The organism is Catenibacterium sp. co_0103, from assembly GCF_004168205.1.
Taxonomy (GTDB): Bacteria; Bacillota_I; Bacilli_A; order Erysipelotrichales; family Coprobacillaceae; genus Catenibacterium; species Catenibacterium mitsuoka_A.
In genome coordinates, this window is the sequence record NZ_RCYB01000013.1 from 21,988 (window position 1) to 43,246 (window position 21,259).

The window sequence follows — 21,259 nt, forward strand, 5'->3', positions numbered from 1 at the left end:
AGGCTTTTCCCCCACTTCACACCGTGCATGCGACTTTCACCGCACACGGCGTTCCATCGGTTAGTAGATTTCGTTGTCTAAACAATCAAACCTGTCATAGAAATACTGTGTTGTGTTGATTAGTGAGAGATTAGATTAACGGCAGAGACGCCAACTCACGGAGCGTATTTACCTTTTTGAGCTGGCTCTTGTCAAGCTGTAGGAGTTCCAAATATTTTGCGATTGTATCTGCATTGATGGCATGAATCAACTTGTGTACAGAATCCTTCACTAAAATAAGATTCCCATAGGAATCATCGCCTCCAAGATACCGGGGCAGTTTGTGATGACAGTGAATCTCATGTGTACTTGAGAATTCTTCACCGGTAACAGCACATTTTCCCCATTGAGCAGAGAATAGTGATATTCTGTTATCTGCATATTCCGCGCTATAGCCATAGGGTGGCTTCCGCATAAGCGAGAGCAGAATGGCCATATTGATTCGTAGGTTATTGTGAATGCCTTCCCGCCCCTCTGGAGTGTAGTAATTCCATGTTTTTTTACGGAATAAAGGATTCTTGTGTTGCGTGTAGCCAATAGGATATACTGGCTCATTTGTGCCTGCAACATATCGCATCATTTTGGATTTTCCAAATCGGCTTCTTTCAAACTCAGTCAATTCCCGTCCGGTTTTAACCAATCGATTCCCGTTACGGGTACTAAGCCTATTTGTGAGCAGTGTCATAACTGCACGATTTAGTATTGCGCAATCATGGTTGATATGGGTGGCAATGCAGTAATAATTCTGCATTCCTGTGACCATACTGTTATAGAGCCTGATTTCACCCTGTTCTCCATAGATTTTTCGGGGATGGACAATCCGTTTTGCCTGTGTTTTCAGCTTCTGGCGCTTGTGGTCAAAATTCTTATCAGCGATGTATGAAATTACCACCAGCTTGTTGCCTTTCCTGTGAACTTTCATCTTGAACCCAAGGAAGTCTGAGTAATGATTTCTGACATTGATAATCCTTGTTTTCTTTTCTGAGATTTCCAGTTTCAGCCTTTCTCTTAACCACTGTATAACTGCGTGCATTGTCCGTTCAGCAGTATCTTTCGTTCTACAGTAAATCCGAAAGTCGTCCGCATATCGAACAATGAACATCTCTTTGAGGTTGGACTTTTTCGCCTGTCTGTACCCGTTTTCAGGTCTGACATTTCTTTTGCATATCGGACTCCATTGCCATTGGCTTTCAACCCAGTGGTCGAGTTCGTTAAGAACGATGTTTGCAAGGAGTGGAGAAATGATTCCACCCTGTGGTGTTCCCTTATCAGGCGTAATAAATGTTCCGTCCTCAAGTTTTATCTGTGCTGTCAGTATTCTCCGAAGCACAAATATAAGCGCCTTATCGTGAATCCCCATTGCCCAAATCTGCCGAATCAGCTTTGCATGGTTCACATTGTCAAAAAATCCTTTAATATCGAATTCAATGACATAGTGCAGGTTTGCTTGCTGTAACAGTTTATAACTTCTGGCGATAGCGTTTTCTACGGAATGGTTCGGTCTAAAGCCATAGCTGTTCTCACTGAACTTAGCTTCACATACCGGCTCCATTACCTGCTTAATACATTGTTGGATTAACCTGTCCCAGATGCATGGAATGCCTAAGGGTCTTGTCTTGCTCGGGTCGTATGGCTTCGGTATCTCCTTTCGCCTGACTGGCTTAGGACGATAACCATGCTCACTTCCGTTTACAATAAATCTCACTTTTTCAACTACTTCATCAGGGGAGCACTTTCCAATGTCCCTGATTGTGAGTTTATCTGTTCCACACGTTTTACTTCCTGTGTTTTTCTTGATATTTCTGTATGCCAGCAGAATGTTTTCCCTTTGAAGGACGATAGACATGAGGTCTGTAAACACCTCACCATTCTTACTGGCAGCATATAGATTATCGAAGGTATCTTGCATTCCGTAATACTCGTTATGTCGCAGATTTTCCTCACATAGCAGTTGTTTCTTTTTTCTGGTCATAAGGCATCACTCTCCTTTCGCGGGAAAGTGTCCCTTTTTGTCTTACTCGTAATCCTTATACGATTGAATGACAACAATAGTTTCTAACCGACTAAAGCCCATTCCTCAAGCCCGCCTTTTTCGTTGGGCTGTCATAGGTTCGAGCTTCGCTTTTCAGCACAGATTAAGCGGCTTATATGATTCGTCCGCAGATTGCTTATGAGCAACTCTGTACCTTTCCACGTTCCGATAACCCTATCTGTACATATATCCTTAGGTGTCCGCTATAGTCCTGTCAGCTTGATTGTGCCTGTAACACAATACGGAATTTCATATTTTCGATTTTTACTTTACCGCACTGACCCACATTTAAGTGTCCGTACATTTCTATACGGTAAACATCTAGACCCGTACATTCGCGGTTTTCGTCAGTCCGTCGTAGACATTCTCACCATAGATATTTTATAGACTCCCGGCGTGTCATCTGCATACAGTACCTCTACTGCACTTTCGTCAGCCGTGTTGCCACGCTGTTACGACAAACTTCCGCCGACTTTATCGAGCTCCAGACTCCAGCCATTACAGCCGAAGCCGGTCGAAGTATCAGAGTAGGCATTTCAGGGCGTTACTCCTTCATTCTACCTATCGGGTTATCAGTTGTTGCTCATCCCTGCCGAGATAAGCCCGACGCTTTTAGCATCACATGGCCATAAGTCTATGAAGTATTACCCTCATAGCGTGATGTTTGTGCGTCAACGTGTCGCACCAAAGATGTTCTCGATCTCCGGGCTTGCCAGAAAATCCTTCACGTTCTGCGTTAAAGCACTCGGAACGCACCCTTTTTTTCGCAGCATTTTCCAGATCGCCACACAATAGCTTGCTGTCAGACGGTCACGGAGCAGCACATGAAATTCGTCAAAGTAGCACCATGTAGCGATACCGCGGAGGAAATTCATGGACACCTGCGAGTTTACCAAGTCCTGCATAATGAGCATGGCAATCGTCCGAAGCCCGGCACCCAGCTTTTTTAAGTCAAGGCATACCAGACGGCGGTTCAAATCCACGTTGGTTTCATGGTTGAACACGTTAAGGGAACCGGACACATAGATTTCAAGAGCCGTTGCCAGCCGCACCGCCTCGCCCTCGGGCTGGGAACAGAGCAGGTCATAGAGGGTTTGGAGGGTCGGCATTTTCGCCGTTTCCGGGTCCTGCAAATGCTCCCGGTACATCTGGCGCACACAGCGGTCAATGACGGTCCGTTCCACCGGCTGTAAGCCGTCCTTGCCGCCGACGATCAGCTCCATCAGCGACAGGATAAAGTCGGCTTTCAGCGCCATCGGGTTTTCCTCGTCGAAGCTCAAATCAATGTCCATCGGGTTGATGTGGTGGGGGCTGTCCGGGGCGATCTCGATGACCTGACCGCCCAGCCGCTTGATAAGGGGCGAATATTCGCCCATCGGGTCAACCACAATGATCCGGTCACGGGTGGCAAGGAACACGTTCACAAGCTCCCGTTTTGCGGCAAAGGATTTGCCGGAGCCCGGCACGCCGAGGAACAGGCCGTTGGGGTTTTTGAGCTTTTTCCGGTTTGCCATGATGATGTTATGGGAAAGTGCATTGAGACCGTAATAGACGGCTTCGCCATCCATGCGGAGCTCCTGCGTCATAAAGGGAACGAAAATGGCCGTGGAGCTGGTGGTCATGCCGCGCTTGATCTCAATGCCGTTATGGCCCAGCGGAAGGCTGGAAAGAAAACCATCCTCCTGCTGGAAGTCCAGCCGCTTCAAGGTGCAGTTGTATTTCTGGACGATACCCGACACCGTGAACAGGTCATTGTCCAGCTCCCGGCGGGTCGGGGCCATGTTTACCACAAGGAAGGTCAGCAGGAACATTCTTTCATTCCGGCTCTGTAAATCTTCCAGAAGGGTCTTTGCGTCGTTGCTGTATGTTACGAGGTCGGGCGGAAGTATGTCCATGTCGTACCCTGACCGGGCTGCCTTCTTTTGTTCCTCCACCTTCATCTTGTCAATGTCGGAGACTTTGGCCTTGATGGATTTTACGGCGGCGGCCTGATCGACGGTCTGGATATGGAGGGTGATGGTCATTTCCGCATCCATTTCCAAAAGCTCCGCCAGCAGCTTGTCCGAGAGCTCCGAGGCTAAAATCTGCAAGTAGGAGGCAGCGCCCCAAGTCGTCCCCACCCGGAACAGACGGCTGAAACGGAAGTCGAAGCTGTCCGGGGCGATAAAGTCTTTGGTGGAAAGCCCGGTTTTTGGTATCATATCCCATGAAAACCGGAAGGGGGAGCCGCTGCCGGGGTGGAGCTGCCCGTGAAGAAGCTCCAGCCGTTCCAGCCCCGAAAGGGAGCGGCACTTGACGCCCAGCTTTTTGAAGTTCCCGCAAATGTCCGCCTCTACACGTTCCAGCCTTGCCCTGGCGGTGGGAAGGTCGTCCACGTTCACGCCGAAGGTCAGGAGCTTTGTGCGGACAATGCCGTTGTTGCTTTTGGCGATCTGGTTTTCCAGCATTTCCACATACTCACACCGGACGCTGTTGTAATCGTCATCCTGCATGGGGATGTTCACGCTGTACCGGCTGCCCGGGCGGCTCCGGTGGTTGAGGAAGGAAAGCTGGAACGGAAGGCTGCTGTCAAAGTAGTTGAGGCAGGCGCTCCACCCGTCAAAGATGGCCGCCTGATCTTCGGACTGTGCGAGCTGGTAGTTGATGTCCTCGTATTCAATGGTTTTGGTGTAATAGCGGTCCGCTACCCGGCACACCCCGTCCCGGTACATTTCCCGGTAAGGGAGTGTCTGCTGGGCAGTGGTTGGAATGTTCTTTCCTTTCGTGAACAGGCCGAGAAGGCCCTGCTTTTCAGGCTTTCTGCCTGCGGGCATTCCGGCCCTTTTTCTGTTTCGCAATCGGCTGCGCCTCCTTTCTGGCGCTAAACAGCGCATAGAAGTTTTCGGTTTCGTAAGGCCGCACACGGGGATAAAGGAACCGGGTGCGGATGATGTTTTTCAGCACTTTTTCCAATGGCAGACCGTCCCGCTCATACATAGCCAGAAAGAAAAACGGGAGCATGAGGCTGATCATCAGGAACATAGCGGCGCTGTTCCCGATACTTCCACGGGAAAGCAGGTAGGCCGGGAGCCCTACCGCCGCCGCGCCGGAAAAACAAACAAGCTGGCGCTTCGTCAGATTGAAGGCCAGCTTTGTCTTAATTTTGGAAAGGTCTTTTGGTACTGGCACATAGGCCATTTGGGTACACCTCCTTTACTGCTTCGGGCCAGTATGGCCCGAGGTTATCTTGCGGCCTCTTTGGCCGGGGCTGTGCTGCGGGCAGCTTCGGCGGCTTCTCGTCCGCTCTGCCTTGCCCGCCAGTATTCGGGGTTGTATTGCCGGATGGACTGATTGAGGTTTTCCTCAAACTGCTCTTTGTCCTTAATGCGGTCAGGGATGTTCCACAGCTTTTTATCCAGCAGTTCCCGGAGCACTACGCTTTCCTGTGCGTCCTCCTCATAGCAGATATAGCCCTTATCCTTGAAGCCGCATTTTTTGGCCGCTGGGGAGAGGACGGCGGCTACCTCGTTTGCCACCATCGTTCCGCCGTGGCTGGCGGTAGATACCAAAAACACCCCCGGACAGAGGGTTTCACAATTCTGCACCTCGCCCCACGGGGAACTTTTCGGCGCATGGAACATTCCGCCCGTCCGGTTCCGGTCCGCCTGCATGAGCGCCGCCTTTTCTAAGATGGCGCGAAGTTCCGGGGAAAAATAGGCATATTCCCGAAGGACACGGGCGGCCTCCCCGCCGCAGGCGTTCATCAACAGGGTATAGGCGTCGCTGTCCGCTTTGGTACAGCGGCCCAGCAGTTTTCCGTCGTAATAGCAGGCCGCGTCATAGCCCGTCCGTTTGCGTGGCATGGTTCCCGCCTCCTTTCTGCTTCGGGCCAGCATGGCCCGAGGTCAACGCTCTGCGCTGCGGCTGAGCTTTTCCTTCGGAGGCCGTTCTGCCTTTGCCTGTTCGGCAGCCGCTTTTCCAGCTTTGAGCTGGTCGCTGATGGACGCACGCCCCACAGAGCCGCGCTCCGCCATCTGTTCCAGCTTTGCCTCATAGGCTTGCAGAACAGCGGTGTTGAGCTGTTCCCGGAACTCCCTTGTGACAGGGTAGGCCATATCCCGGTAGCCGCCTTTACCGTCCGGCTGGCTGGGCATCCCAAGAAAGAGGCCCTTGCTGCCCTGTACGATTTTCAGATTTTCCACCACAAAGCAGTCATTGAATTTCACGCTGGCAAAGCCCATGAGGTTTTTCACAGGTTCGATGACCCGCACGCTTACATCCAGCTTTATAGGGGCGGCTGGTGTTCCGCCCGCAGTTTTTTCCTGCATGGATTTCTCCTTTCCGCTTCGGGTCAGCATGGCCCGAAGCTGTTACAAGTTTACAGTGCTTTCAACTTCGTTTCCCCACACGTCCCATCCGGGCTTTTTTTCTCTGGCGAACAATTCCACTCGTGGTATATCGCCCATCAGTTCTACAATTTTCTGTCTGGCCTCGTCCGGCTTTTTGCTGTGGCGCTCTATCGGGGAAACAATAAGCTGATGGACACCAGCAGACTTACGCTTCGGATGTCCTTTTATGGCTAAAAGACAAATTTCTGCATTGCCTCTGGTCCAGTACCCCAGACCGTAGAACCATGAGTAGGAGCGCCGGTTCCTCTTTATCCATACAAAAGCCACAGAACGATAAGAAAAGCCCCATGCTTTAATGACCTTTAAGGCTTCCGGCAGTTGCGGGAATGTTGCCCACAGAAACAGAACGCTGTCTTTTGCAGCCAAGTCGGCTACCGGAAGGGAACAGATTTCTTCAATACTCATAGTGGGATAATGAAGCTCTGCTGATCCCTGCCTGTTTTTCTGTTCATACCGCCACGGTGGATCTGCATAGATTATTGAAAATTTTTCTTTCGGCATGATCCTCCTTTCTGCTTCGGGTCAACATGGCCCGAAGTCTCTTAATGGCAGCCGAAGATGGATTTTGCAAGACTGCCTGTTTTGAATAAGGTAAAACACAGCAGCACTGTATATCCCACGCAGCCCCAGATCGCCCCGATGGGGTCGCCGTCGGTGGCGATACTCTGGATCAGCACCGCATAGATGGCGACACAGACTAAGATCAATAGACCTTGAAAGCCCACCGCAAAGAGGGAGCGGAAATAGTTCTGCCCCATGTGCCCGGTTTCCCTGTTGGGGACGGTGGCAAACGGGATAGGCGCTAAACTTGTGAGTAGTAGGGTAAGAACCCGGCGCCTTACCATATCACTATGGTAGGTTTCCGAGAACTCCCCTCCGAACCGGACTTACACCTCTCAGCGTATCCGGCTCTCCAGATGTCAGTCTAATTTCCCAGCGTGTAACTTATCGTGACAGTAGACGCAGAGTGCCATTGTCTTGCGCTTACGCCCAATCATGGCGATTTCCCATTGTTTTCTGCCACTTAAATCTTTGAGTTTTCGTACATGGTGTATTTCAAGCGGCACATTTTCTGCGCCGCACCACTCGCATTGGTTCGCTTGCAGTCTTTTAATCAGGCTGTTGCGTCCATAATTCTCAACGGCTCGTGCTACTATATCGGGATTTCCGCTTTCTACTTTGGTATTCCGGCGGAAACCGTCATTGTAGAACAGCACTTTTCCCACCTTGCCGTTTTTCTTCGGATACTCCACAACAAAATCTTTCCCTTGACGGTACTTGCGGATAATTCTGCTGATTCGTGTCCGATATTTTCCAGCAAAGGTTTTGAGCATACTGTATCTCATTACATAGTAGAAGTTATTGAGTACAGACACGTTGTTTGCAAGTCGGTAGTAGTTATACAATCCATGAATTTCTGCGTTGTACTGGTTTAAGATTTCCAAATCGTCCAAGTGCAACAGGCGAGTGCGCCGGACAGGTTCCCAAACCTCTTTGTTTCCATTTTGTTTGTCGTATTTAATCTTGAGGGCATTGTAGGAGAACAGTCGTTTTACCCACTTATCATGGGGAACATAAAGTAAGACTTTTCCATTGTTTACCCGTCTGGTAGCCCCGGTTTTGGTCTTTTTGTTGTGTTCGCCTTTGGCGATTGTGACCTCATATCCCAAGAACTTCGCAGCGTCGTGTCCATGAGTAATCAATGTCTTTTCCTCGGACATTTCCAGATGGAGTTTGTCCCGGATAAAGCAGCCTACATCTTGTTTAATCTGTTCTGCGTCCTCTTTGCTGCCGATAACTCCAATTAAGAAATCATCGGCATATCGGATATAGCAAATCCGTTTATAGCTATCGTCCATCTGGTCGCTATACGGCATAGATTTCAGACTACGCCGCAGTTCCCGGATTTCTGCAATTAAGCCCTCTTTTTCTTCCTCGCTCATTTTAGAGAGATTTCTTTTAAGCCTTTGTTCTTTCCCCCGGCAGACATCCAGCTTCTTCTTGAACGCAGGATTGATTTTACGGCGGTTTCCGCAGTTGAATTTCTCTGCATACTCTGCCATATAACTGTCCAGTTCGTTCATGTAGATGTTTGCAAGGATTGGGCTGATGATGGAGCCTTGCGGAGTACCGGAATAAGTATTGTGATAATTCCAATCCTCCATATATCCGGCTTTCAAGAACTTCCAGAGCAGACCGATGAAATATTCATCTGCAATCCGCTTTCGCAAAATAGCAATCAACACATGATGGTCTACGTTGTCAAAACAGCCCTTTATATCTCCCTCAACGAACCACTTTGTCCCCGTAAAATATTTCTGCACATATTTGAGTGCCGTATGGCAGCTTCTGTTTATACGGAAACCGTGGGAATAGTCGCTAAAGGTTGGCTCATAAATACTCTCTAAGATGAGCCGCACCACCTCCTGTATCAGTTTATCGTCGAATGACGGTATCCCCAGAGGACGCATTTTCCCATTGGATTTCGGGATATACGTTCTCCTTGCCGGGTTAGGCTGATAACTAAAATCCCGCATCTTTTCAATGAGGGCGTTTATCCTTGCCATTCCCATTCCGTCAATGGTTTTGCCGTCTGTTCCGGCTGTCATGTTGCCTGGTTTCGCCTGTATCCGCTGATATGCCAGCAGATAGAATTGTGGATTGTACAGGTTGCGGTATAACCGCTCGTACTTGTAACTCTTGTTACACGCCTTGGATTTTAGGCTTTCCAACACATTTTCAGGACTTCTCATAATGCCTCACGCACCTTTCCTTTTTATGAATTGGTTGACATCCTGCCTCCCTTCGCCATGTAGACGGCTTTCCCGCCCTCGGACTACTACGGAGGCTCCGTTGCCATGCCGGATATTCAGCGTCATCTTTCTTGGGTTTTTACCCCTTGAAATTTATCGCCTTGCGGCATTACGCATAGCCGGATAGTTCCGGCGTTCCGGTTTAGGCAATCTCCAGTTAGACACTTTGGGAAAAGCGTATTGTGATGTCGGTAGTGGGTTTTCGTCCTTTTCCGCTTACTGCGGCTGGCTGTCATAAGTATCGTGCGGTCTGTGTTTACCTGTCACATTCCGCTATGACATACGGCGAATACAACCATCCTGCGCCGCCGGGTCGAGTATCCCGCCTCGGACTGCCCTTAAAGCAGTTTAGCCTTGCTCCTCATTCACAATGTTGCGTCTTGCCGCTCAGTCGTGGGTAGATGGTTTTCCCAACTTGCGATTTTTCCGATACGCTATTGTCCCCCTTGTGGTTTCCCTCCGGGGTAAATCGGATGACGCTAAAGTGACGCTTTTCACGTCTTTGATACTTTTCTTTACCGGCTTGCTAAAGCCGGGTTCCCAAAATGCCCGCACACCGCCTTTGGATGAAAAGCGGCGCTTCTGGACGCGCAATAAATTTCAATCATACGGCCATATACGATAACGAAGATCACGATGTTTAAGGCAATCATGGTAAGCTGGATCAGGAAGGACTGGAGCCAGAGTCCGAACAGAGGGCCTAACTCCATCGCCTCAAGCTCTGTCCGCAGACTGTCCAGCACATCCGGCGTGATCTCTGTCCCGTTCTGGATAATGCCCGCTGACTGCTGGATCACATGCTGGCTCACATCAAAGACCGCCAGCACGATATTAAAGGTATTCGTCAGGATCATCACAGCCACAAAGGTTTTGAACACCCACTTAAAAAACATCCATGTGTCAACTTCATGGAGGTTGTTGCGTTCTATAAGCATCTGTATCAGCTCATAAGTCATTACAAAAGTGAGGATGACCCCGGCGATTGGCAGAATGGCAGTTTCAGAGATCTGTCGTATCATGGAAAAGACCCCGGCGTTCCAGTCCGCCGGGGTCGTGCCTACCTGTGTGGCGATCTCGCCAACGCTCTGATTGACGTTATCGAAAAGGCCGTCCAGATTTCCCATGATACCATCGACGAGCAGACCTTTCAGCCATTCAACGATTGCGTCGATGATAAAGTCCATACATCAGCTCCTTTTCTGGAAAAAGGGACAACGGGTAACACTTAGCTGAACAGGCCGGACAGCAGAGGGATAAGCTGAAGGCCGATCAGAACGACACCGCCGCCTGCCATGAGCTGCTTAATGCCCTGTGATTTTGCCGCAGGGTTGTCCGACCCGTAACCTTCCAGAAGGTTGATGACGCCCCACACCGCCAGACCGGCGCCAAGAGCCATGACCAGAATTTTAAGAATGTCGATTGCCTGATTGAAAAATTCCATATACGTTCCTCCATTTTGTTTGTTTGATGGTTTTGGGTACAAAAAAAGCCGCCCACATCGGCGGCGCTTCGGGCCATCATGGCCCGAAGTTACACAAACTCGTCGCTGTCCAGATCGTCGAAATTCAACAGGTCAGCTTCTTCGTCTATGTCGGAGCCGTCCACTTCGTACACCGTGTATTCGTCCTCCGGCTTTAGTCTCAATGGCCGGTGGCGGAACAGGCTTTCCAAGCGGAAGGCGTTTGTCTTTTTATCAAATTCGGCTGTGTACTTGTAATTCGGGTGCTTTTTCAAGTCATACTTCGGAGATAGGAAGGGCGGGAGCCCCCTAAGCTGCAAGATACATTTATCCCCGGGCATGGTGGTGATCTCGCTGGTGGTCATCAGTTCCCGGCCAAGCCGCTGCATATTTTGGCTGTAACTTTCAGACTGTCCCCGGCTTCGGCCCTCGGTCTGCATGGAGATGGTGGCCTTGCCCAGCCAGTTTTCCGAAATATCCTTTAGGGTGGAAGCCTCCCGGCCTCCGAGGAACACGATACTGTCCATGTTTCCCATGATGGTTTCGGAATGGTCTTTGTACAATGCCTTGCACTGGCTCATAGCCTGATAAAAGAGCGTCAGGCTGATCTCCCGGGAGCGGATGACGGCCACGATCTTTTCCAGCCCCGGCACCTGCCCGGTATTGGCTGCCTCGTCCCACAGCACCCGCACATGGTAGGGCAGACGCCCGCCATAGGTGTTGTCAGCCCGTTCACACAGAAGGTTGAACATCTGCGAAAAAGCAAGGGCAACCAAAAAATTGTAGGTGGTGTCCGTGTCGCTGATAAGGAAGAACAGCGCCGATTTTTCATCCCCCAGTTTATCCAGCTCCAGCTCGTCATAGGACATGATCTCCCTAAGCTGGGGAATATCAAAGGGAGCCAGCCTCGCACCGCAAGAAATCAAAATGCTTTTGGCTGTTTTGCCGCTGGCCAGCTTATATTTCTTATACTGCCTCACGGCGAAGTGCTGGGGGCTGCGTCGTTCCAGCCCGTCAAACATATAGTCCACCGCATTTTTGAAGGTTTCGTCATCCTCCCGGACTTCCATGCTGTTTATCATTTCCACCAGCGTATTCATGTTGCGTTCTTCCTCCGGCCCCTCAAAGACGATGTAGGCCACAAGGGCGCAGTACAAGAGGGTTTCAGCTTATAGTGATAGGTAATCCTTTGAAGTTATCGCCGGATTTTCCCCCACTCCACACCGGACGTGCGACTTTCACCGCATCCGGCGTTCCATCGGTTGTTTTCACAAGCATTTAATCAATCACCAAATGAAATGTTAGTTTTCTATTGCGGACAAACCAGCCTGCTGGCGCAGACTGTTCACTTTTAACATCAGTTCCTTTGTTGCCTTGAGCGTGTCGGCTATCTCTTTTAGCTCATTCTTAGGACACTCTTGCAGGAGTGGAAGAAATCTATTATGGAACAAAATCATATTTCGATAGCGTTCCTTGCCGCCCAATTCTGCCGGTGTTTTCAGCCAGCATACTATGTCAGCCGCATTTTCAAAGAGTTCCCCACTTAGCGCACATTTTCCACGTTGAGCCGAGAATAGTGAAATCCTGCTGTCAGTAAGTTCTGTGCTTCGCCCCATAGACGGTTGATTCCTCAAACCTGATAGAACAGATGAGTTCATACTTAGGTTCGTGTGTATCAATGCCCGTCCCTCTACCGTGTAACTGCAAACCGCCGCTTTCTTTGCCATCGGTATCTTGTTCTTGATGTATGCGATAGGGTAGATAGGTTGGTCGATTCCAGATACATACCGTATCATTGCCGACTTTCCAAACCGTTCTTTTTCGCTCTCGGTCATTGCGCCGCCCTCTCGAACAAGTCTGCACCCGGTTTCTGTATTGAGCCGATTTGTTAAAACTGTCATGACCTGTCTGTGGATTTTCCTGCAATCAATGCTGATGCAGGTGGCAAGTTGAAAATAATTCTGTATTCCCAGAACCATTGAATTGTACAGCCGTATTTCGTCCAAAGGTCTTTTTCCCTCTGGAGGTCGGGCAATTCGTTTCGCCTGTTCCACCAGTTTTTGCCTTTCCAGTTCCAACTTTTTGTCACAGATATGAGATTGCACGATGTACTTCCTGCTTTTCGGTCTGACTCGTATCTTAAACCCAAGAAACTCTGAATAGCGTTTTCTAACATTGACTATCCTTGTTTTCTCTGGCGATACCTCCAACCTCAGCCTCTCGGTTATCCATGCCGTTACAGCCTCTTTCGTTCTCAAAGCGTCCTCTTTATTCCGGCAGAAAATTCTGAAATCATCTGCATATCTCACGATATACATTTCTTTCAACCCTGTTTTCCTCATTTTGAGGAATGCCTTGCTCCGGTCAAAAGTAATCGAGTTTCTGATTTTCCTCTCATACCCGTATTCCTTTACAAGAGGGTGGTTCTGCCATTGGCTCTCAACCCATTTGTCCAGTTCATTCAGCACGATATTGGCAAGCAACGGTGAAATGATACCGCCTTGCGGAGTGCCTTTGTCTGGAATGAGTGTAGTGCCGTCTGGCATTCTAATCGGTGCTTTCAGAATCCGCTTGATAATAAAAATCAACTGTTTGTCGTGTATTCCCATTGCCCATATTTGCCGCATTAGCTTGCTGTGATTTACGTTGTCGAAAAATCCTTTTATATCAAACTCAATCACATAATGCAGGTTCATGCGTTGAAGCATGGTGTAAGTTTTCTGCACGGCGTGTTCCACGGAACGGTTCGGGCGAAAGCCGTAACTGTTGTCGCTGAATTTCGCTTCGCAGATTGGCTCTATGACCTGTTTGATACATTGCTGTACCAGCCTGTCCCAGATACAGGGAATACCTAACGGTCTGGTTTTTCCGTTTGGTTTCGGAATGTCTTTGCGTCTTACCGGCTTTGGGCGGTATCCGTGCTGACTTCCTGTGACAATAAACCTCACTTTCTCTGCAACTGTTTCGGGCGGTAAACACCCGATGTCACTGATGTTTTTGTTGTCTGTTCCTGCTGTGTAGCTTCCTCCGTTTGCTTTGATGTTCCGATATGCCAGAAGAATGTTGTCCCGGCTCAGAATTAAATCCATAAGGTCGGTAAAATTTTCTCCCTCCAAACTTCGATGATAGAGTTCATCAAAAACTGGCTGCATACCGTAATACTCGGCATGACGTAAGTCATCTACACATAGAGTTTTGTTTTTCTTTGGCATAAGGCATCACCTCCTTTTTGCGAAAGTGACCCTTTTGGTCTTACTCGAATCCTTATGTTGGATTGAATAATGCCTGCTTATCTCAACCGACTTGTGGCCATTCCTCCGTAGCTCACATAACGCAAGCACATCATAGGTTCGACCACTACTTTTCAGCAGCAGTTCGTCTGCTTATTGTTTTTCGTCAGACTATTCCTTGCGGAATCTGCTGCCTTTCCTCGTTCCGATAGTTCTATCTGTTCATACATACCCATAGGTTCCTGCTATAGACCTGTCGGCTTGCCTGTGCCTGTAACACAGCATGGTCGTTCGTAGGATCAATTTCTACTAAACCACACCGACTGCGCATTAACGCACCCACACATTTCTGCGTGGTCTTCTTTTAGACCTGTACATTCGCAGGTTCGTCAGTCCGCCCGCCAAAGCGAACATTCTAACCATAGGTATCTTATAGACTCTCGGCTTATAGGTAACACAGTCTGCCTCCAGACCGCTTTCGACCACTTTAGGCAGTGGTTACGGTTACTCTCAGCCTTTGTCATGGGGCTTCGTACACCAGCCATTACAGCTAATGCACGCCCATCAAGGGTAGGCGTTTCAGGGCGTTACCCCGTCATTCCACCTATCAAACTACCAGTTCTCCGAACAACGGAAAACCGTTGCTCGTGCGCAGACTTTTTACCGTCTGCGAACGAGTCGCACTAGTCCAGAACTCGTCGCCCTCCTTGCCGTCGCCTTTGGTGTTGGCGATCAGGGCGGTAACGAATTTCAAAACATCGCTTTCCGTCTTGATATAGGCCAGCGGATTGTAGTGCATGGATTTTGAAAAGTCGATACTGTTGAACACCCGCACCCTGTATTTCTCCCGTTGCAGAAACCGCCCGCACTGGTCGAGGGTGCCGCCCTTCGGGTCTACCACCACATACGAGGAATGGGCTTGAAGGAGCTGCGGGGTCAGCCAGAACCTTGTCTTTCCCGAGCCGGACGAGCCGATGACACAGGCGTTCAGGTTCCGGGCATTGGCGGGTATCTTCGGACGGGTGTTCATGGTAAGGAACTCCGTCCCGGTCAGAATGACATTGTTCTGAAATTTTGGGTCAACAAACGGCTTTATATCCTCCTTTGTTCCAAAGCGGGCGGTGCCGTATTCCGCATCCCGTCGGAATTTTTTCGCCTGCCTGATCTTTGACTGTATCAGCAGATACATCCCAGCCGCACCGGCAAGGCCCACCAGCAGGTCAATACCGCCCAGCCCCGGCCAGTAGGTTTCAAAGGCTTTTGGGAAGGTGTCGAGCATCCCCATGAGCTTTGTCCCGAAGTCTGTGCCGGGGGCGATCCGGTAGGCCGTCCCGATTTTGGAGAAAAACCAGAACACAAAGAGGTACGGCAGGTTTGGGAGCACATATTTTCTGATCTTGTCACTCAACGTCCGTCCTTCACCGCCTCTCTGGTCCGCTGCTTTTCCTTTGCCTGTGTCCTGATCTGCTCCGTGAATTTCCGAAGCTGACCGAGGATGGAAGCCTTGTCCTGCTCTTTGTTCAGCACCTTTGCGCTGTACTTCTGGAAGGCCGCCGTGATGGCGTCCGCCTGATTGGCTTTGAAAAACAGCAGGTAATGACCGGGGCTCACTTTATGGAAAGCGTAGTCCACATGGAACTCCTTCGCAATCCGGTCAAAATCCTTTGGAGCTCCCACATAGGGCATGGTGCTTTTGCCGCCATAGTGGTTCATCAGCTTTTTCACGCTCTGGCGTCCCTGCGGGGTCAGTGCCTTCCGATGGTGCTTTTGCACCGCCCGCGCTACCTTCCCAAGAGCGGCAGCCAGCACTTTTCCCGTGAGCTTCGTTGTCCTGATCGAAAGGGCAACTGTTTTTTGGTTTACTTCTTCCTGCATAAAACCTCCTTTCCGTCGGGGTCCCCGCTATCCGGGAGGCCCCCGTACAATCTCGGGGAACAGAAAACCTCGGGCCAATGTGGCCCGAGGCTTACCGCTCGGCATCCCTGCCGGACGGAGCTTTCTTTTCCGGCTCCGTCTGGACTTTTTCGCCCTGTTCCCGCATGGTCTGCAAGATAGAGGGCTTCTTTTGAAGCTGGGAGGGCTTTTCGCCGGACAGCGGCTTGATACATTCCAGCCGGTCAGCCGCCCGGATGGCGTTGTCCGTGAGCTGCCTCTGCCATGCGCCTACGCTGGGAGCCCAGCGAAAGCCGCTGCTTTTCAACTCGGCCCGGGTGTCCGCGTCAGGCTTTCCATCAAAGAATACCTGCAAGCGGTTGTCCTCCCGGTTCATCTCCACACGACCCCCGTCGAACTCCCAGCCGGAAAACTCCCGCTGCGCCTGTTTGGAAAGCTGTTCGATACGCGCCTTTACCCGGCGGATCTCCGCGTTGTTGTTGGTAAGCTGGTAGCTTTCAAAGGGCCTCGGGTCGCTCCGCCAGCTTGACGCCATGCTTGCTTTCAGCTTTTCGATCTGGTCCGGCGACAGCAGCGCACAGCCATCCAGTTTGCCATGCTTGCGGTAATAGGCGTTGACCTCCTTCATAATGAGCTGGGAGCGTTCCAGCCCGTCCAGCTTCTTCTGGAGCTTTTCAATCGCTGCCGGGTCATCGGCGCTGATCCCGCCCATGCCGGTACTGCGTATCTTATCCAGCAGCCCTTGAATATACCGCCATTCCTCCATGTTGCTGTCCCGAGCCCGGTTCTGTTTTTCCTTCTTTCCCACCGGGAAATTGGCAGGTCCGGCGATCATCACAGAGGGAACCCTTGCGTCAATGGCAAAGCCCTGGTTCATGTTTTCGGCCAGCTTGCGGGCGTAGGTGTCTAACAGATGGTCGATCTTCTCATGGTACATGGGGTCCACCCGGGATTTCTGCTTTTCCGCTATGGCGGCGGCCTTGTCCACCATTGCCCGGTATTCCGCCGTTGCGCTCCCTTCCTTGTAGTCGGAAAAGCTGTTCATTTCTTTTGCCCGGCGGGCGGCTCCTTCATTGATAGGGTAATAGTTGATGGTATGCACCTCCTTCATGCTTCGGGCCATGCTGGCCCGAAGTCTTACCGTTCTTCATGGGAAGGCCCCGCCTTGTCCTTTTTCGGAGCGGGCGGGGCTTCTTGAAACCGTTTGAGTGCAGCGAGAATGGAGTGGACAGGCTCGGCCTTTTCAGGATAGGCAAATATCCGGTGTTCCGGCGGAATGTCCTGCGGCCCGTGGTAATACTCCTTGAAGCCCTCCGGGACTGCCGACACATACCCACCGGGAGCGAATACGCCGCCCTCGTTGATACGCACATCCCGCCCGTATGCTTCATAATCGAAGTAGTTCTGAATGTGCTCCGGTATGTCGATAGTCCCAAGCTCGTCGGCGTAAAGACGGCCCAGCCCTTCATCATCGGAAATATCCGGGTAAAAGCGGTAAAGGTCAAGGTTCTGCGTCAGGTTTATCAAATCCTTCACGCTCCGTGTGTGGTTTCCCAAGACAAGAGCGGCTTCAAAGGTTTCCAGTCCGCCCTTATCCCGTACTTCCAGCAGGGCGTGGCCCAGCTCGTTCAGCTCGTCGATGTTCTCACATTCGTAGAGATGATCGTAGAGTCCCAGCACATCGCTGTCAAAGCTGGTAAAGAACACTTCGCTGTACCGTTTCCCGTCTATCCCGATTTTGGCAAGGGCGGCCTGCAACTCCTGTGTCGTCGTGGGGAAATGTACCGTTGTCCCTACCTCAATCCCCATCAAGGGGTACAGGGCGGTGTTGGTTATATAGGCTTCAAACATGGGCTCATTCCTCCTTTCCGGCCCGGTCAGCCAGCACCTCATAAATCCCGGCCATAATGTAATCGGCGCAAGGGAGGGCAATCGCGTTCCCCAGCGCCTTGTAGCGTTGCAGAGGCCGGATCTCCACGCCGTCCGCCCCGTACTTTGTCCAGCCCTCCGGCAGCCCCATCAGCCGTTCGCTTTCCGTTTCCGTCAGAAAACGGATACAGCCGCCCACCGGGTCGTCCTCATACCAGAAGGCAAAGGGCGTTACATCACTGGCTAAAAGAGTGGGAAAAGGGTCAGTTGGTAATCCGAAGCTGTTTCGGAAGGCCGCTTCTTCCTGCCTTTTTGCCGCTCCCCGCATACGGAAGCACTGAAAGGGGTGGATGACTGGTATCTGCCGCCCTGTTTCAAAAGAAGCTGTTCGATCTCCTTCGGCGGCGGCCCGCCCGCCCTCTCCGCAAGGCGGAGGAAGTGGGAGCATTGGACGGGGCTTAAATAGTATGTCTGCGGCACGTCTGCCTCCAAAATCCGCCACGACGAAAATCCGCTGCCTTCGTGCCAGCCTTCGGGTGCCTGCCCAATACTGGGCGTCCATGAGCCGCCAGCACACATCAGGCGTTCCCCCTCGCACCATTCCGGCGTTTCCCCATCTTCCCGAAGGAGGCATTGGAACTTCGGTGTCCGAGAAGGCGGATAGGACGGCTCTAAAGTCCATCCGGTCATTTGTAGAAAACGCTCCCATGACGTTTTCCCAAACAGCGATAGCTGGATATAGGTTATCAGTAGCATCCCTCATTTCCTGTATGATACGAAACGCCTGATAGAACAGGCTTGATTTTGCCCCGGCAAGGCCGGAGCGGTTGCCGATCAGAGAAAGGTTCTGACAGGGAGAGCCGAAGGTTATCACATGGACCGGCGGGATTCTCCCGCCGTCCACCTTCGTAATATCCCCCAAATGTACCATGTCGGGAAAGTGCCTTTTGGTTATGGAGATGGGCGCTTTTTCAATCTCGCTGGCCCATACCGGACGGATACCGCACCGGGAAGCAGCCAGAGGGAACACGCCGATCCCGTCAAAAAGGCTCCCCAGCTTAATGTCCGGCATGGCTCGGGGTGCCGTGTCCCTTCACGGCAAGCACCCCTTCCAGTGTGGTCGCCGCAATGCCCAGCCGCCCGGCAACCGCAATATCGTTTTTTACATCCTCGTCCACAGCGCTGCCGCAGACGATCAGGGTATGGGAGCGCCGCAGCATATCCCGGCGCATATCAATCCCGGCCTTATGTTCCTCGGGAACGCTGTCATTCAAAAACAGCGGCAGGTACAAGAGCGGGCAGATCGGGGAAAAGCCCGCCTCATAAGCAAGACGGCAGTAGTGGGCCGCCAGCTCCATATCAACATCCGGCTCGCCGCTCCATGCGGCGGTCAGGTACGCTAAAGGTCGTTTCATTGGTTGAGCCTCCATTTCTGTTTTGGTTTAGGGAAAAGCAAGAGTTCGCCCAACCCCTCCGCCCCTTCCCCCGGGAAGGGGAACGGCTCTGGAGAATTTATATCCCCGTCGCTTGACCGGGAAAAAGCATAACCGGGAGAAATCCGTCAAGGGTGCCTCTGGCACCGCCTGCGGCGGCGCTGCCCTTGACTGATTTTCCCGGCTATGCTACGGAATAACTGGCGACGGGGAATAATTTATATCTCCAGAGCTTCGGGGCGCGGGGCAGAGCCCCGCAATCCTCGGGCCATGCTGACCCGAAGTTTGGGCTTACTTTTCCTGTTCGGTTTTCTTCTCCGGCTTTTCATGTTCCTTCTGCTGACCCTTCCAGTCGTCCAGCAGCTTGATGATCTGGTCCTTCATTTCCCTCGGCGTAGTTTCCTTGCCGAAATACTTGCTCAGTTCCGCGCCTGTCAAAATCACTTTGTCTACCTCCTTTTTGTCCTCCATCATAATGCCGTCGATCACATCCCCGTTGAGCAGCTTCTTTTCGTCCAGCTCACGCATACGCTTTGCCTGCGCCTGTGAAGGCGAGGACTGCTGGCTGTCAATGGCGACGGCGATATAGTTCTGGTTCTTCTTGCCGATATAGGAAAGCTCCACCGCCGTAGTAAAGCCCAGCTTTTTTTCATCCATCAGCTTCATCAGGTCGGGAACCAGCTCATTGAGCCGGATATACCGCTGCACCTGTTTGACAGCCATCTTGTTCCGCTCGGCCACAATTTCGTTGGAGCGTTTTCCTGCGTCCTTCGGGTCAATCTGGCCCGAAGTGCGGGAACCCTGGTGCTTGATTGCCTCAAGCTGCATTTTCAAGGCTTTGGCCCGCTCACTGGGTAGGATTTCTTCACGCTGGTTGAGATTGTCCTCGACCATCTGTGTGATGGCTTCATCGTCTGTCAGGTTTCGGACGATACAGGGCATATCCGCATACCCGGCAAGCTCGCTGGCTTTCTGGCGGCGGTGGCCGGACACGATCTCATAGCCGCCATCCTCACGGGGACGGACAATAGCGGGCTGGGTCACGCCCTTGTCCTTAACGCTGGACACCATAGCCCGCATTTCTTCATCATCCCGGACTTCAAAGGGATGGTTCTTGAAGGCGTAGAGCTCGTTCAGCTTGATATAGACGATCTGCTCCTTGCCCCGGCGTGGTGCATCCTTCGGCTTTTCGGGTTCCTTCGGAGTGGGAGCGGTCTGCACCGTGGGAGCCGTTTTTTTCTCCGGTTCCTTTTTGACCGCCTTTTCCGGTTTCTGTGCGGGAGCTTTGGGCTTCAGGGCTGCGTCCTTGTCCTTATCTGCTTTCGGGGGACGGCCCCGGCGCTTCGGCTGTTCCGGCTCTTTGGGTTTTTCCTCCGCTTTTTTCGGAGTCTCCGGCTGCTTTTCCGGTTTCTCCGCTTTTGCCGGGGCAGGCTTTTCCCCGCCGGGAGCTGCCGCCCGTTCCTCGGCTTTCTTTTCCTTCATAATTTCAGCGAAGTTATAGACAGAAACCTGTGGGTTCTTTACCTCTGGTTCCGTCTTTTTTTCCGGCTCCGGGGAAACGGAAACTTTCTCCGGCTCTTTTGGGGGAGCGGGAGACGTTTCCTTGCCCGACCCGCTATCCGTTACCGGCTGTTCCGGCGTTTTTGTGGTTTTATCATCTGCCATAAGCATTTACCTCCTGTTTTTGGGCATGAAAAAAGGGGCTCAACTTTTCAGTCAAGCCCCCGTGGGAAGTTCCTCCTTTCTCCGCCATGATACAAAAATACCGCCCGTAGTCTCGTTTGGGCGGTACTTTGTGTAAGATTGGCAGTCCATTATTAAGTTTTTTATTATGTTCCCTTTGTACACCGTTGCAAACGTATAAAAAAAGACAAACTTAAAAATAAGTTTGAATAATTTAGAAAAAATAGAATAATTGAATATTATGGTTTAGTTAATTTAGAAACGTCAAAACCTGATTTCTTAAGAAACTCTATCGCTGATTCTTCTGTTAAAACTTGTTGCTTTATAGGTGGCTTAGGATTTTTAAATGATTCATAATCTGAAGGATTAAATGTCTCTCCAGTAAGAATCATATGGTATATACTGACAAGCATCATTCTT

General features: G+C 51.1%; 15 protein-coding genes and 5 pseudogenes. All 20 read right to left on the reverse strand.

The window, feature by feature from the left end:
* Positions 1 to 130: 130 nt before the first annotated feature.
* Positions 131 to 2,011 carry a group II intron reverse transcriptase/maturase gene (gene ltrA, locus EAI80_RS03805; protein ID WP_002585010.1) on the reverse strand — a complete coding sequence of 627 codons (1,881 nt, stop codon included), beginning with the start codon at positions 2,009 to 2,011 and terminating at the stop codon, positions 131 to 133.
* A 731-nt stretch (positions 2,012 to 2,742) separates the two neighbouring features.
* Positions 2,743 to 4,782, reverse strand: coding sequence for a DUF87 domain-containing protein (locus EAI80_RS03810; RefSeq protein ID WP_342771501.1), 2,040 nt, complete (start codon positions 4,780 to 4,782; stop codon positions 2,743 to 2,745).
* A gap of 79 nt (positions 4,783 to 4,861) precedes the next feature.
* Positions 4,862 to 5,248, reverse strand: a complete 387-nt coding sequence (locus EAI80_RS03815) for a PrgI family protein (protein WP_129980989.1) — start codon at positions 5,246 to 5,248, stop codon at positions 4,862 to 4,864.
* A 44-nt stretch (positions 5,249 to 5,292) separates the two neighbouring features.
* Positions 5,293 to 5,946: a hypothetical protein gene (locus tag EAI80_RS03820; protein WP_129980990.1), complete on the reverse strand. Its 654-nt coding sequence runs from the start codon at positions 5,944 to 5,946 to the stop codon at positions 5,293 to 5,295.
* Positions 5,947 to 5,955: 9 nt separating this feature from the next.
* Positions 5,956 to 6,378, reverse strand: coding sequence for a SpoVG family protein (locus EAI80_RS03825; RefSeq protein ID WP_238634392.1), 423 nt, complete (start codon positions 6,376 to 6,378; stop codon positions 5,956 to 5,958).
* A 42-nt stretch (positions 6,379 to 6,420) separates the two neighbouring features.
* On the reverse strand, positions 6,421 to 6,960 hold the full coding sequence (locus EAI80_RS03830) for an MT-A70 family methyltransferase (RefSeq protein WP_129980992.1): 540 nt from the start codon (positions 6,958 to 6,960) through the stop codon (positions 6,421 to 6,423).
* Between the two features lie 41 nt (positions 6,961 to 7,001).
* Positions 7,002 to 7,277, reverse strand: a pseudogene (locus EAI80_RS03835) (hypothetical protein); the annotation flags it as partial.
* A gap of 102 nt (positions 7,278 to 7,379) precedes the next feature.
* Positions 7,380 to 9,212 carry a reverse transcriptase/maturase family protein gene (locus EAI80_RS03840; protein WP_129980993.1) on the reverse strand — a complete coding sequence of 611 codons (1,833 nt, stop codon included), beginning with the start codon at positions 9,210 to 9,212 and terminating at the stop codon, positions 7,380 to 7,382.
* 653 nt (positions 9,213 to 9,865) lie between these two features.
* Positions 9,866 to 10,456 (reverse strand): annotated as a pseudogene (locus EAI80_RS03845) (CD0415/CD1112 family protein); the annotation flags it as partial.
* A gap of 41 nt (positions 10,457 to 10,497) precedes the next feature.
* Positions 10,498 to 10,713 (reverse strand): Maff2 family protein, encoded by a 216-nt coding sequence (locus EAI80_RS03850; RefSeq protein ID WP_016306504.1) that lies wholly within the window; start codon positions 10,711 to 10,713, stop codon positions 10,498 to 10,500.
* Between the two features lie 89 nt (positions 10,714 to 10,802).
* A pseudogene (locus tag EAI80_RS03855) lies at positions 10,803 to 11,900 on the reverse strand (TraM recognition domain-containing protein); the annotation flags it as partial.
* Between the two features lie 132 nt (positions 11,901 to 12,032).
* A complete protein-coding gene (ltrA, locus tag EAI80_RS03860) occupies positions 12,033 to 13,943 on the reverse strand; it encodes a group II intron reverse transcriptase/maturase (protein WP_113998925.1) in 1,911 nt (636 codons plus the stop codon).
* A gap of 679 nt (positions 13,944 to 14,622) precedes the next feature.
* A pseudogene (locus tag EAI80_RS03870) lies at positions 14,623 to 15,369 on the reverse strand (type IV secretory system conjugative DNA transfer family protein); the annotation flags it as partial.
* Positions 15,366 to 15,836, reverse strand: coding sequence for a PcfB family protein (locus EAI80_RS03875; RefSeq protein WP_129980995.1), 471 nt, complete (start codon positions 15,834 to 15,836; stop codon positions 15,366 to 15,368). The gene EAI80_RS03875 and the pseudogene EAI80_RS03870, both read right to left, overlap by 4 nt.
* Before the next feature lie 91 nt (positions 15,837 to 15,927).
* A complete protein-coding gene (locus EAI80_RS03880; protein WP_202976596.1) occupies positions 15,928 to 16,965 on the reverse strand; it encodes a hypothetical protein in 1,038 nt (345 codons plus the stop codon).
* 26 nt (positions 16,966 to 16,991) lie between these two features.
* The gene (locus tag EAI80_RS03885; protein WP_015555149.1) at positions 16,992 to 17,705 is read right to left on the reverse strand and encodes an antirestriction protein ArdA; all 714 of its coding nucleotides are present in this window, start codon (positions 17,703 to 17,705) and stop codon (positions 16,992 to 16,994) included.
* Between the two features lie 4 nt (positions 17,706 to 17,709).
* Positions 17,710 to 18,795 carry a DNA cytosine methyltransferase gene (locus EAI80_RS03890; RefSeq protein ID WP_129980997.1) on the reverse strand — a complete coding sequence of 362 codons (1,086 nt, stop codon included), beginning with the start codon at positions 18,793 to 18,795 and terminating at the stop codon, positions 17,710 to 17,712.
* Positions 18,782 to 19,138, reverse strand: a complete 357-nt coding sequence (locus tag EAI80_RS03895; RefSeq protein ID WP_192923995.1) for a hypothetical protein — start codon at positions 19,136 to 19,138, stop codon at positions 18,782 to 18,784. Before EAI80_RS03895 ends, EAI80_RS03890 begins: the two co-directional genes overlap by 14 nt.
* 309 nt (positions 19,139 to 19,447) lie before the next feature.
* Positions 19,448 to 20,821: a ParB/RepB/Spo0J family partition protein gene (locus EAI80_RS03900; protein WP_202976597.1), complete on the reverse strand. Its 1,374-nt coding sequence runs from the start codon at positions 20,819 to 20,821 to the stop codon at positions 19,448 to 19,450.
* Positions 20,822 to 21,078: 257 nt separating this feature from the next.
* Positions 21,079 to 21,259: pseudogene (locus tag EAI80_RS13320) on the reverse strand (hypothetical protein); the annotation flags it as partial.

Excerpts from the sequence above, each read along its gene's own strand:
- EAI80_RS03840 (WP_129980993.1), bottom strand. The coding sequence starts at position 9,212 with ATGAGAAGTCCTGAAAATGTGTTGGAAAGCCTAAAATCCAAGGCGTGT.
- EAI80_RS03885 (WP_015555149.1), bottom strand. The coding sequence starts at position 17,705 with ATGTTTGAAGCCTATATAACCAACACCGCCCTGTACCCCTTGATGGGG.
- EAI80_RS03815 (WP_129980989.1), bottom strand. The coding sequence starts at position 5,248 with ATGGCCTATGTGCCAGTACCAAAAGACCTTTCCAAAATTAAGACAAAG.
- EAI80_RS03880 (WP_202976596.1), bottom strand. The coding sequence starts at position 16,965 with ATGAAGGAGGTGCATACCATCAACTATTACCCTATCAATGAAGGAGCC.
- EAI80_RS03875 (WP_129980995.1), bottom strand. The coding sequence starts at position 15,836 with ATGCAGGAAGAAGTAAACCAAAAAACAGTTGCCCTTTCGATCAGGACA.
- ltrA (WP_002585010.1), bottom strand. The coding sequence starts at position 2,011 with ATGACCAGAAAAAAGAAACAACTGCTATGTGAGGAAAATCTGCGACAT.
- EAI80_RS03900 (WP_202976597.1), bottom strand. The coding sequence starts at position 20,821 with ATGGCAGATGATAAAACCACAAAAACGCCGGAACAGCCGGTAACGGAT.
- EAI80_RS03895 (WP_192923995.1), bottom strand. The coding sequence starts at position 19,138 with ATGAAACGACCTTTAGCGTACCTGACCGCCGCATGGAGCGGCGAGCCG.
- EAI80_RS03890 (WP_129980997.1), bottom strand. The coding sequence starts at position 18,795 with ATGCCGGACATTAAGCTGGGGAGCCTTTTTGACGGGATCGGCGTGTTC.
- EAI80_RS03830 (WP_129980992.1), bottom strand. The coding sequence starts at position 6,960 with ATGCCGAAAGAAAAATTTTCAATAATCTATGCAGATCCACCGTGGCGG.
- EAI80_RS03850 (WP_016306504.1), bottom strand. The coding sequence starts at position 10,713 with ATGGAATTTTTCAATCAGGCAATCGACATTCTTAAAATTCTGGTCATG.
- ltrA (WP_113998925.1), bottom strand. The coding sequence starts at position 13,943 with ATGCCAAAGAAAAACAAAACTCTATGTGTAGATGACTTACGTCATGCC.
- EAI80_RS03825 (WP_238634392.1), bottom strand. The coding sequence starts at position 6,378 with ATGCAGGAAAAAACTGCGGGCGGAACACCAGCCGCCCCTATAAAGCTG.
- EAI80_RS03810 (WP_342771501.1), bottom strand. The coding sequence starts at position 4,782 with ATGTACCGGGACGGGGTGTGCCGGGTAGCGGACCGCTATTACACCAAA.
- EAI80_RS03820 (WP_129980990.1), bottom strand. The coding sequence starts at position 5,946 with ATGCTGGCCCGAAGCAGAAAGGAGGCGGGAACCATGCCACGCAAACGG.